The following is a 12,498-nucleotide window of genomic DNA, read 5'->3' as shown; positions in this document are numbered from 1 at the left end:
CTGGACGGGACTCGAACCCGCGACCCCATGCGTGACAGGCATGTATTCTAACCAACTGAACTACCAAACCATCGCTTTATTGCGGTTGCAAATATACACACGTTTTTTGTTTACACAAGTATTTTTTTGATTTTTTTTATAAAAATTTCAATGAAATCAACCAAAGTTTTGTTTTTCAACCAAGTACGTAGTGAGAATTTTTTCAAAATTTGCTCCCACATTTACTGGAACATACTTTATTTTGTTTTGAGCACAGGTTAATGATACCTTTTTAAAATAATCTGAAACCTTATTTTCGTATTCTTCCTTTACATTTTCGGCAAAAAGGTTGACAACTTCACCAGATTCGACATCGATAAACTTTCTTGGCGTATTGTCAAAATCGAAATTAAGCTCTCTTTTTTCGTCAATTACATGAAAAACCACAACTTTATGCTTGTTGTGTTTTAAGTGCTGTAACGCGTTAAAAAGCTGCTCTTCGTTGCCGTCTTGAAACATATCTGTAAAAAGCACTACCATAGATCGACGGTGCATTTTTTCGGCTATTTGATGAAGAAAAGTAATTGTATCTGTATTTTTTATTTCTTTTGGATTTTCTAGCAGATTTTCCAATTGATTTAATAGCATTCTATGGTGACGATCGCTTCCTTTTTCGGGTGCATAATATTCATATTTATCAGAATAAATGCTCAACCCTACTGCATCGCGTTGTTTTTTTAATAGATTCATTAAAACTGCCGAAGCCAATACAGAAAAACCAATTTTACTTTCATAAAACAATTCATCGCTTTTAAGTTTTGGAAAATGCATTGAAGACGAATTGTCAATAATTAAGTGACAACGAAGATTGGTTTCTTCTTCAAATCGTTTGGTGTACAACCTATCTGTTTTGGCAAATAGTTTCCAGTCGATGTGCTTGGTACTTTCACCAACATTGTAAGTTTTATGCTCAGCAAACTCCGCAGAAAACCCATGAAAAGGTGATTTGTGCATTCCCGAAATGAATCCTTCGACTACTTGGTTTGCCAAAAGTTCAAGATGTTTAAATCCGGATATTATTTCTTTTTGTTCTTCTATCTTCATAACCCAAAGATAATTTGAAAATTTGGAAATGAGTTAATTCGGAACTTATTTTAACAAATAAAAAAAAGGCTCAACTTTTGTTAGACCAATTTCTACTTAAAAAAACTACTTACTTAATTTTACTTCTATAGCTTTTAAGCGATTTTCTATTTGAAGATTTTTATCTTTCTCAATATTTAATTGTTTTTTCAAATCTTCTATTTCTTCTTGTTGTTCTTGAATTGATTTTACTAATGGAACAACAAAGCTTGCATAATCTAAACCATAATGACCATCAGTATTTTCGGGTTTAGAAATACCACTGAAATCATAATTTATGGAATTAGCAGCAGTTTCTACTTCTTGAGCAATAAACCCAGAGTAGCGAATTTGACTTGCTTTTTTGTAATCTTTTAAAATTTGAGGATTGTGTTTTGCCATCGAATCGAATTCGACATTCATCCATTCTCTATCCATTTTTTCGGTGTTGTATTGATAAACAACTGGATGTAATTTTTTGATAAAATCCAATCCTTTTACTTCGTCTTTTACATTAAATTTGTATCGTCCATCGCTTACTACAGTTAATCCAACTTGTGTTTCAATTCTTGTTACGGCACTGTTTCCCAAACGCATCATGTTGTTTTGAAAAACTAATGCACCATTACCAATTGCTGTTGAATTGGAAATATTTGTATTGTTTGTTATAACATTTGTAAATGGTCCAATAAACGCAGATTGGTTGCAGTTAGAGCCAATTCTATCTCCTGCATAGGCACCGAAAGCAATGTTGTCGAAACCAATTTCGTTGCCTAAAATACGATTATTTAAAGAATCGGTATTTCCTAATGTTTGAGTTCCAATACCTATGTTGTTCCAACCTGTTGTAGTTGTTGGATTAGCATAATACCCAAAACCCAAATTTCTAGAACCTGTCCTGTTATTTGTTAACGAATAACGTCCAGTTGCAATATTCTCGTTTCCTGTTAAATTTTTCAATAAAGACCAATATCCAGTCGCAATGTTGAAATTACCAGTTGTATTATAATTTAACGCGCTGTCGCCAAAAGCATTATTAAAATCCCCAGAAATGTTAGCGGCTAATGAATAATTTCCAGTTGCAATATTAAAACTTCCAGTTGTATTATTATATAAAGATAGTTCTCCGTTTGCAATATTGTAACTTCCTGAAGTATTGAAATAAAGTGAATTTTCACCAAACGCTAAATTTTGTTTTCCTATGGTGTTAGAGTACAATGAATTGACTCCAAATGCTAAATTTGCAGAACCTGTAGTATTTGAGTATAACGCTTGATATCCATTTGCAGTATTAGCATTTCCTACAGTATTGTTATGAAGCGTTCCATCTCCATTTGCAGTATTAAACTTTCCAGTAGTATTTGAATATAAAGATTGACTTCCGTTAGCCACATTATACAAGCCTGTTGTGTTAGAATACAACGATTGATAACCAAAAGCACAATTACTAAGTCCAGTTGTGTTTGAGTATAAAGATTTAAAACCGTTTGCAACGTTAGTAAATCCCTCTGTGTTTGAGTATAACGCTTGATACCCATTAGCAGTATTATAACCTCCTGTTATGTTGGAATACAATGATTGAAAGCCGTTTGCATTATTATAAATTCCTGTAGTATTGTTAAACAATGCTTCTCCACCAACTGCGGTATTGCCACTTGCGGTATTTTTATTTAAAGCTGCATTTCCGAAAGCGGTATTAGAATTGCCCGACTGATTAAAATACAAAGCTCGATTTCCATGAGCATTATTGCCAACTCCAGTTGTATTATTGTTTAACGCTTGATAACCAGTGGCTACATTATAAGAACCACTAGTATTACTTGACAAAGTATAGAATCCGTTTGCGACATTGTCATTTCCTGTGGTGTTTAATGATAAACTATACACGCCAATAGCTGTATTTTCGATACCTGTTGTATTTGCTTGTAGTGATCCAAATCCCAATGCTATATTGTCATTTCCAGTTGTGTTACTATATAAAGTAAAATTACCAAAACCACTGTTTCTATTTCCTGATGTATTTTGCCTTAATGATGCTGAACCTAAAGCGCTATTACCGTAACCATCTACATTATTTGATAAGGCAAAATATCCAACACCATTATTGTCGTATCCAATAGTATTGTTATATAAACTTTTATGACCCAAACTGACATTATTTTGTCCTGTAGTTGTAAAATTACCTGACTGAAAACCAAAAGATGTATTATTCAAAACAGGGTCAATAAATCCCGATTGAAAATTATTTACTTTAAATTTTAATCCAACATCATCTGTAGTTCCTATAAAATTTACGTTGGCATCTGTTCCCGAATTTCCTATCAAACTCCAACCTTTATTGCTAGAAATTCCTTTCCAAATTGAGTTGGCATTGTCCCAATAATAAAAACCTTTTTCATTTGCTCCAAATGTTGTGGTTAAATAAACTAACATTCCGTCTTGATTGATTGTTGGATTTAATGCCGGAAAAGCGTCAACTTTTGGAATCAAAATTCCATCTGTAGCATCTGGATTGGCTTGATCTGATGATTTTATTTCTAGTTGTGCATGAGGATTTGTAGTATTAATTCCTATTTGTGCCTGCATTTGAAAAATAAAAATAAAAAAACTGAATGCAAATAACTTTTTCATCGCTGATTTATTTTTTTTCTGAATTTTGTTTTATGAAAGCATCAAAATCTGGCAACGTTTTGTCTTCATAAATGTCTATAAATTGCTTGAATTGCATGTAACCATACACATAAGGATTTTGAGATGAAGTTTCATAATTCTTCCCGAAATAGTCTTCAACAGTCATTCCGCTTGGAACAGGATTTGGTAATTTGGCATACATTTTCTTGGCAAATTCATAACACAATTCTAAATCCTTTTTTCTGCCTTGCTTTTTCCACCAAAGTTGAGCAACGGTATTGGCAAAATATTCATTTTTATAAGAACCTTCAATTTTTCCTTGAATTATATATTGAAAAGCATGACCTAGTTCGTGAGGCAAATAAAATCCGTTGAAAAATAATCCAAAAGCTATTTTTCCTTTTTCTTGGCTTCCTGCAACTTCATAAAAAAAAGCTTTTTGTTCAGGAATTACTTGTTCCCAAAGCGGTAAATTGGCAGTATTATTGTCAAAATAAATTAAATAAGGCGTTGTGTGAAGTATTGTTTTTACATCAAACTTAATTTGTGGCACAATTTTTTTTACGTCTTTTATAAATTGTACAGATACTTTATTTCCGTCTTTTACAAGCGCAATAGAATCTTTGTAGGTTGTAAACCATTTTTTTTGAGAATGTAAGTTTATACTAAATAAAAACAGCATCAATACTAATATCTTTTTCATAAGGTTAAAATTTATTGCTACAAATATTTGCTTTTTATTACAATCGTAAAACAACTAATAGACCAACAACATTTTGAATAGATAGACAACTGTTTTTAGCAAAATTTTATATATTTGAGAAAGTTTTAAAGCCAAATGAAATCTTACAAATGCATAATTATCGATGATGACGAAATCGACCGACTTACGGTGGTTTCGTATGCTAAAAGATTTTCACAATTGAATATAATTGGAGTTTTTGAAAATGCTGAAGATGCTTTACCTTTATTAGAATCAAATGCAATTGATATTTTATTTTTAGATATTGATATGCCAGTTTTAAACGGATTGGATTTTCGTAAAAAAGCAATGCAAGTTCCTGTTTGTATTTACATAACAGCACATCCAGAACATGCCGTAGAAAGCTTTGAATTGGACACTTTAGATTTTATAGTTAAACCCATAAAACTGGATAGATTTACTCAAACAATGAGTAGAATCGAAGATTATATGGAACTTAAAATCAAAGCGCAATTGTTTGAATCCAGCATTGGTGGCGATGTAATTTATATAAAAGAAGGTTTTACCGAAACTAAAGTGAAACTACATGATATTTTGTATCTTGAAGCACTAAAGGATTATACCAAAATTGTAACTTCTACCAAAAAACATTGTGTACTAACAAGTATTGGAAATCTTTTAAAAGAATCTCATTTTCAGTCGTTTGTTAGGATTCATAGAAGCTATGCTATTCAAAAACAATATATTGATAAGAAAATGACGAATGAAATCGTATTAAATAATGGTGTTTTATTACCCATTGGAAGAAGTTACAAAGACAATTTAAACTTTTAAGATGAAAAAATATCTAGTGCTTTTATTGTTTTCAACAACTATTTTCAGTCAAGAAAAAAATCCGCAATTGGATTCATTATTACTTGTTATAAAAACCCAAAAAGATATTACAAAAGCTAAAACCGCCGATCGTGTAGCATCATTTTATAAAAGTAAAAGTGAATATTTCAAGGCATTAGAATATTATCAAATTGAAAAAGAAATTTTTGAAAATTCTAAAAATCAAACACCCAAACAACGTTTAAAAAACATTGCATTGTGCGATATTGGTATTGGCGTTCAATATTATCTTATTGGCAATCATGAAAAAGCCATGAGTTTTTATATTAAGGCATATAAAATTCTACCTGAAAACATCGATTTATTACTCAATATTAAAAGTATTTTCTCAAGTCAATTAAATCAGGAAAAAGCTTTTTATTATACTGAAGAAGCGATGAGAGTTGCAAAAAAAACAAATAATTTATCGCAATTAGATAGAATTTGGTCTATTAAAAGTGATTTATATTTTAGCAAAAAAGATTCGGTTAATGCTTTTAAAGCATTAGAAAAAAGCATCGAATATTCTAAGAAAGAAAATGATCTTGAGCAACTTGCAATAACTTATACAAGCTATGGTGATGTATTGACAGATTATGACAAGAAATTAGATTTTTATTTAAAATCGAAAGCCATTTGGGATGTTTTTCAGCCCGATAATTTACTTTCAATTTCTAATAATATATCTATTGCTAATTTGTATCGCAATGGAATTTCGGATGCTAAATTCTTGAAAAAAAACAATATTTCTGTTACAGCAGCTTTGCAAAAAGCAGAAGACATTTTACTAACGCAAATTCAAAAATGCAAGAAAATAAATCATAAAGGAAAAAATCTTCAATATACTTTAGAGTGTCTAAGTTATGTTTATGAAGAAAAAAAAGACTTTAAAAAAGCAAATGATTACTTTAAAGAATGTGTGATTTTATATGATTCATTAAATTCAATTGATTCTAAAAACAAGATTTTAAATATTGAATCTTCTTATCAAATTAATGAAAAAGAAAAAGAGATTAAACTGAACAAGAAATTAATAGAGCAAGAGAAAAAGCAAAAGTGGTTTTATATTTTCGGAATTGGTTTACTAGCAATTATTGGAGGATTATTATTTTACCAAAGCCGTAATCGAAAAAAAACAAATGAAAAACTACAACTTTTAAATGCCGAACTCGACCAAGCCAACAAAACCAAAACACGATTTTTTAGTATTTTGAATCACGATTTGCGAAGTCCGGTTTCCAACTTAATTCATTTTTTGCATTTACAAAAAGATAGTCCAGAATTACTGGATTTAGAAACTAAAAACCGAATGCAAAACAAAACCATTTCAGGCGCTGAAGAGTTGCTTTCCTCCATGGAAGATATTCTGTTATGGAGTAAAGGTCAAATGGAAAATTTTAAACCTCAACCGAAAGAAATTTCCATAAACTCCTTATTTGAAGACACCAAAAGTCATTTTTCTAGCGAGGAAAAAATACAAATATCATTTGAAAATAAAGATAATATTCAAATAAATACCGATGAAAATTACTTAAAAACAATCATCAGAAACTTAACAGGAAATGCTATAAAAGCCTTAAATGAAATTGAAAACCCAATAATTATATGGAAAGCTTGGCAAGAGAACGGAAAATCTTATTTGTCTATTTCAGATAACGGAAAAGGAGCTTTGGACGAACAATTTAAAGCATTGTATGACGATAAAGAAGTAGTCGGAATTAAAACTGGATTGGGTTTGCATTTAATTCGTGATTTAGCCAAAGTAATAGATTGTGAAATCTCTGTAGATTCTATAGTCAATCAAGGAACTACTTTTACATTGAAACTAAAATAAAAAAACCTTTCAAAAATTGCTTCTTAAAAGGTTTCGAAAACTATTATTTAGTCTTTATTGTAGCAATGCATCAACTGCATCGGTATATGTTTTCTTTGGTGCAACACCAACTTGACGACCAACAACTTCTCCGTTTTGGAAAATTAAAACCGTAGGAATGTTTCTTACTCCGTATTTTGCAGCAAATTCTTGGTTTGCGTCAACGTCAACTTTTCCTACTGTTGCTTTTCCTTCATATTCTGTTGCGATTTCATCTATAACCGGTCCAACCATTCTACATGGTCCACACCAAGCTGCCCAAAAATCTACTACTACTGGTTTGTCTGATTTTAATACTACTTCGTCAAAAGTAGCATCTGTTATTGCTAATGCCATATTTTCTATTTTTTTATTTACAAATTGTAAGTGCAAATCTAAACATTATTTTTTCTATTTATAGCATTTCAAAATTAGTTTTGATTATGAATGTATTTACGGAATTGATTGTTAATTCAATTTAAAATTCACTTGCAACTTATCTAATTCTTCTAGAAGCTCTTTAGAAATTTTAATTTTTAACTTTCTGCTAGGCATTGCCAATCTTGTTATAACTCTGGTTTCTTCAATTTCTGTTGGTGGAGTTGAAACAATCGTATCTTCATCAATTTCTGATTCAATATCTAAATTATCAATATCAACTTCTGATTCAATTTCCGAATCACTTTCAATGAGAACCGGTATTTTCATCGGAATTATTTCTTCTGGAACTTCGGCTTGTTTTTTTACTTTTTCTGTTTCTACAACTTCAAAACTTACTTGATTATCACCTTCATTAGCTTTAAAAACCTCATTTAATTGCTGAATTAAATTTTGCTGTAAATCGTAAATATTCAATTGAATAGAAAGTTTTTTAGCAAATGTCGGTAAAACATCAGCCAGCAATTTGGCATCTTGAAAAGTGATTTGTGGATCTGATTTTTTTCCTGTATCCCGATTTACCCAACCGTCTTTCACTCCTATTTTGAAATAAATAAATTGATTATTTACCAAGAAATGACGAAATTTTAAGTATTCTTCGTTAAAAATCCTGAAATCGTGACTTTCGTCATAACCTTCTAACGTAAACATTGCCCAATCTTTTCCGTTTTTTCCTGTTCGATATTGCACATTGGTTACAATTCCACCAAAAGTTAGATTTTTACCAATCAATACATCCAAACTTTTTAATTGCGCCAATTTAATATTACAGAAATAATTCATTTCAAATCGGTAATCGTCAAGCGGATGTCCCGAAATGTAAATTCCGACAACTTCTTTTTCCTTCGCCAATTTCTCCATCGTGCTCCAATCTTCACATGGTGGCACAACTGGTTCAGCAATTTGAACGTCACTGCTTTCGCCAAATAAACTAACTTGAGACGAATTTTCATTCTCCTGAAATTTCGATCCATATCGGATGGCTTTCTCTAAAAATGTAATTCCTTCGCCTTCAATATGAAAATATTGCGCTCTGTGTGTGTCAGTAAAACAATCAAAACCACCAGCGAAAGCTAAACTTTCAAAGGCTTTTTTATTGGCTGCACGCAAATCTATTTTCTTAGCTAAATCAAATATCGATTTGTATGGCGCATCTTTTCTATTTTGAACAATGGTATCAACTGCATTTGCTCCGACACCTTTAACTGCGCCCATTCCGAAACGAACGGCGTAATTATCATTTACCGTAAATTTATAAAACGACTCATTTACATCTGGACCAAGAACGGTCAATCCCATACGTTTGCATTCTTCCATAAAGAACGAAACTTGCTTGATGTCGTTCATATTATTAGATAAAACCGCAGCCATATATTCGGCTGGATAATTGGCTTTTAGATAAGCAGTTTGATAAGCAATCCAAGCATAACAAGTGGAGTGCGATTTATTAAAGGCATACTCTGCAAAAGCTTCCCAGTCTTTCCAGATTTTTTCTAATTTATCGGCAGAATGACCTTTGGCTTCGGCTTGTGAAATGAATTTTGGCTTCATTTTATCCAAAACGTCACGTTGTTTTTTTCCCATCGCTTTACGCAAAACGTCGGCATCACCTTTGGAGAAATCGGCTAATTTTTGTGACAAAAGCATTACTTGCTCTTGGTAAACTGTAATTCCGTAAGTATCTTTTAGTAATTCTTCACAAGCATCTAAATCGTAAACAATTTCTTCTTCGCCATTTTTTCTTTTAATAAAACTCGGAATATAAGCAATTGGTCCAGGACGATAAAGTGCATTCATGGCAATCAAATCTGGAAAAACTGTTGGCTTTAATTCCTTCATGTACTTTTGCATTCCGGCACTTTCATATTGAAAAATTCCAACCGTTTCTCCGCGTTGAAAAAGCTCGTACGTTTTTAAATCATCAATTGGAAACGCATCAGGATCAATATCTTTTCCTGTTCTGTATTTTACAAGTTTTACCGTGTCTTTAATTAATGTTAGGGTTTTTAATCCCAAGAAATCCATTTTTAATAGTCCGGCACTTTCAACAACCGAGTTATCAAATTGGGTTACATATAAATCAGAATCTTTAGCTGTTGCCACAGGAACAAAATTCGTAATATCACTAGGTGTAATAATAACTCCACATGCGTGAATTCCAGTATTTCTTAAATTTCCTTCTAATATTTGGGCTTGCTGAATGGTTTCACCGCCTAAATCGGATGCTTTTCCAAGTGCAATTAATTCTTTTACTTTATCAAAATCTTCTGGTCGAAGTGCTTTTTTCAGCTTGTCTTCGTCCATCGAAAATATTTTTGCCAAATTCAGATTCAGCGGAATTAGCTTGGCAATTTTATCAGCTTCAAATAACGGTAAATCCAAAACTCTCGCAGTATCACGAACGGATGATTTTGCTGCCATCGTGCCGTACGTGATAATCTGCGCTACTTGTTTGGAACCGTATTTATTGATTACATAATCCATTACTTTGCTTCGTCCTTCGTCATCAAAATCGATATCAATATCGGGAAGTGAAACCCTATCTGGATTAAGAAATCGCTCAAAAAGTAAATTGTACAGCAACGGATCGATGTTGGTAATTCCGAGACAATACGCCACCACAGAACCAGCAGCAGAACCACGACCTGGACCAACAGAAACACCCATTTTTCTTGCTTCGGCAATGAAATCTTGTACAATTAAGAAATAACCTGGATAACCAGAATTCTCAATTGTTAATAATTCAAAATCAATGCGTTCTTGAATTTCAGGAGTAATTTCTGCATATCGGCGTTTTGCTCCTTCATAAGTTAAATGGTGTAGAAATTTATTTTCACCACGTTTTCCTCCGTCAGCTTTGTCTTCTTCAATTAAAAATTCTGTTGGAATTTCAAAAATTGGAAGTAAAACCTCACGAGCTAGATTGTAAATCTCTATTTTGTCTACAATTTCTGTAGTATTAGAAATGGCTTCGGGTATATCAAAAAAAAGTTTTTTCATGTCTTCACTCGACTTGAAATAATATTCTTGATTGGGTAATCCAAAACGATAGCCACGACCACGACCTATTGGCGTTGATTGTTTTTCGCCATCACGAACACAAAGCAAAATATCGTGAGCGTTGGCGTCTTTTTTATTGATGTAAAACGAATTGTTGGTTGCAACCATTTTTACATTATGTTTTCTAGCTAAATCAATTAAAGAGGAGTTAACTCGATTTTCATCTTCTTGATTGTGGCGCATCAATTCGATATACAAATCGTTACCAAATTGTTCTTTCCACCAAATTAGTGCTTCTTCGGCTTGATTTTCACCAAGATTTAGAACTTTATTTGGAATTTCACCATACAAACTTCCCGAAAGGACAATGATGTCATCTTTATATTTTTGGAGAATTTCTCTATCAATTCTTGGCACATAATAAAACCCATCTGTGTAAGCAATGGATGACATTTTGGCTAAATTATGATAGCCATTTTTATTTTTTGCCAGTAAGACAATTTGATATCCGTTGTCTTTTCTTGATTTATCTTTATGGTTGTCACACACGAAAAACTCGCAGCCTACAATTGGTTTAATTATAGTTTCTGTTGGAATTTCGCCTGCTTCAATAGCTGTTTTATTTTTGGCTTCTGCAGATTTATTGTGGTATAAAATATCCCGAACAAAGTGAAAAACGCCCATCATGTTTCCGATATCGGTCATGGCAACGGCTGGCATTTTATTTTTTACAGCTGCTGCAACTAAATCTTTTACAGATACTGTAGATTGCAAAACCGAAAACTGCGTATGATTGTGAAGATGCACAAAATCAGTATCAATAAGGATTTGCTTATTGGTAGAAAGTGTTTCTTTAGAAATTGGCACGTTTCCTTTATCGCCAAATTGCTGACGAATTTTATCGGAAGCTTCTTTAAGATTTATGTGTTGTAATCCAATTAACTGAATTGACCTTGGATTTTTAAGCTGAAAATCTTCGAAATATTCTTGCTCAACTTCTAGTTCTGTTTTTGTAAAAATTTCGGTACGAATTAATTCAAAAAAACAACGTGTTGTAGCTTCAACGTCGGCAGTTGCATTGTGCGCTTCTGCAAATGGTTGGTTGAAAAGGTATTGATGAAGTTCGGTTAATGTTGGCAGTTTAAATTTTCCACCGCGTCCGCCAGGAAGTTTTAAAAGTGATGCTGTAACTTCGGTACAAGTATCTAAAACTGGCATTTGCGTCATTGGAGAATCTATTCCTAAACGGAAGAATTCGCAACCCATAATGTTTACGTCGAAACCTACGTTTTGCCCAACTATATATTTGGTTTTAGACAAAGCAACATTGAATTTCTCCAACATTTCTTTGAGTTGAATTCCTTGTTGTTGTGCTAATTCGGTTGAAATTCCGTGAATTCTTTCGGCATCGTACGGAATGTTGTAACCTTCGGGATTGATAAGGTAGTCTTGATGTTCGATAAGATTTCCCATTTCGTCGTGGAGTTGCCATGCGATTTGGACACATCTTGGCCAGTTGTCTGTATCAGAGATTGGTGCTGCCCATTTTTTGGGTAATCCGGTGGTTTCGGTATCGAATATTAAATACATAGTTTTCAAAAATCAATGTCAATTGCAAAAATCAATGTCAAAAAAGTGCTGTTTTTGACTTTGTTCAAAAGTACAATTTACGAAATAATTTATGAATTTAAGTTATCAACAAAAATAAAAATGAAAGAATAATTAGCCCTGATGCAAGGGAAAAACCTCGCTTTTTGTGCGAGTTTTGGAAAGGTAGCAGGAAAATGGATTGCTGATAAAGCCCGAGCCATTCGCTGCTAAAAAATGAAAAATATTGAAACAAAAAAACTGAAACAAGTTTAGAGTAAAAAAAAACCATTCGAATTCTCGAATGGTTTTT

At 32.4% G+C, this 12,498-nt stretch carries 7 protein-coding genes; 2 read left to right on the top strand and 5 right to left on the bottom strand.

Translation table 11 applies throughout. From position 1 onward, the window contains the following. Window positions 1–156: 156 nt before the first annotated feature. From ACH2CG_RS09025 to ACH2CG_RS09015, 3 genes are all read right to left on the bottom strand, one after another. Window positions 157–1,083 (bottom strand): DUF58 domain-containing protein, encoded by a 927-nt coding sequence (locus ACH2CG_RS09025; protein ID WP_395064358.1) that lies wholly within the window; start codon window positions 1,081–1,083, stop codon window positions 157–159. 105 nt (window positions 1,084–1,188) lie between these two features. After that, window positions 1,189–3,732 carry a tail fiber domain-containing protein gene (locus ACH2CG_RS09020; RefSeq protein WP_395064356.1) on the bottom strand — a complete coding sequence of 848 codons (2,544 nt, stop codon included), beginning with the start codon at window positions 3,730–3,732 and terminating at the stop codon, window positions 1,189–1,191. Window positions 3,733–3,739: 7 nt separating this feature from the next. Continuing rightward, the gene (locus ACH2CG_RS09015) at window positions 3,740–4,435 is read right to left on the bottom strand and encodes a hypothetical protein (protein ID WP_395064354.1); all 696 of its coding nucleotides are present in this window, start codon (window positions 4,433–4,435) and stop codon (window positions 3,740–3,742) included. Between the two features lie 135 nt (window positions 4,436–4,570). Here ACH2CG_RS09015 and ACH2CG_RS09010 point away from each other — a divergent pair, with 135 nt between their 5' ends. Together ACH2CG_RS09010 and ACH2CG_RS09005 are read left to right on the top strand one after the other, a co-directional pair. Continuing rightward, on the top strand, window positions 4,571–5,269 hold the full coding sequence (locus ACH2CG_RS09010) for a LytR/AlgR family response regulator transcription factor (RefSeq protein WP_395064352.1): 699 nt from the start codon (window positions 4,571–4,573) through the stop codon (window positions 5,267–5,269). A gap of 1 nt (window position 5,270) precedes the next feature. After that, window positions 5,271–7,142 carry an ATP-binding protein gene (locus ACH2CG_RS09005; RefSeq protein ID WP_395064350.1) on the top strand — a complete coding sequence of 624 codons (1,872 nt, stop codon included), beginning with the start codon at window positions 5,271–5,273 and terminating at the stop codon, window positions 7,140–7,142. Window positions 7,143–7,196: 54 nt separating this feature from the next. Here ACH2CG_RS09005 and trxA read toward each other — a convergent pair whose 3' ends face one another. Continuing rightward, window positions 7,197–7,517 carry a thioredoxin gene (gene trxA, locus ACH2CG_RS09000; RefSeq protein ID WP_395064348.1) on the bottom strand — a complete coding sequence of 107 codons (321 nt, stop codon included), beginning with the start codon at window positions 7,515–7,517 and terminating at the stop codon, window positions 7,197–7,199. Window positions 7,518–7,628: 111 nt separating this feature from the next. Beyond that, complete coding sequence (gene dnaE, locus ACH2CG_RS08995; protein WP_395064346.1) at window positions 7,629–12,188, bottom strand: DNA polymerase III subunit alpha; 4,560 nt, start codon at window positions 12,186–12,188, stop codon at window positions 7,629–7,631. Between the last annotated feature and the right edge of the window lie 310 nt (window positions 12,189–12,498).

The sequence above is a fragment of the Flavobacterium sp. genome (assembly GCF_043778725.1).
GTDB lineage: Bacteria > Bacteroidota > Bacteroidia > Flavobacteriales > Flavobacteriaceae > Flavobacterium.
This window is presented reverse-complemented; position numbering and strand designations above follow the sequence as displayed.

Bases quoted from the DNA above. Each gene is read 5' to 3' on its own strand.
- ACH2CG_RS09025 (WP_395064358.1), bottom strand. From the start codon at position 1,083: ATGAAGATAGAAGAACAAAAAGAAATAATATCCGGATTTAAACATCTT.
- ACH2CG_RS09020 (WP_395064356.1), bottom strand. From the start codon at position 3,732: ATGAAAAAGTTATTTGCATTCAGTTTTTTTATTTTTATTTTTCAAATG.
- ACH2CG_RS09015 (WP_395064354.1), bottom strand. From the start codon at position 4,435: ATGAAAAAGATATTAGTATTGATGCTGTTTTTATTTAGTATAAACTTA.
- ACH2CG_RS09010 (WP_395064352.1), top strand. From the start codon at position 4,571: ATGAAATCTTACAAATGCATAATTATCGATGATGACGAAATCGACCGA.
- ACH2CG_RS09005 (WP_395064350.1), top strand. From the start codon at position 5,271: ATGAAAAAATATCTAGTGCTTTTATTGTTTTCAACAACTATTTTCAGT.
- trxA (WP_395064348.1), bottom strand. From the start codon at position 7,517: ATGGCATTAGCAATAACAGATGCTACTTTTGACGAAGTAGTATTAAAA.
- dnaE (WP_395064346.1), bottom strand. From the start codon at position 12,188: ATGTATTTAATATTCGATACCGAAACCACCGGATTACCCAAAAAATGG.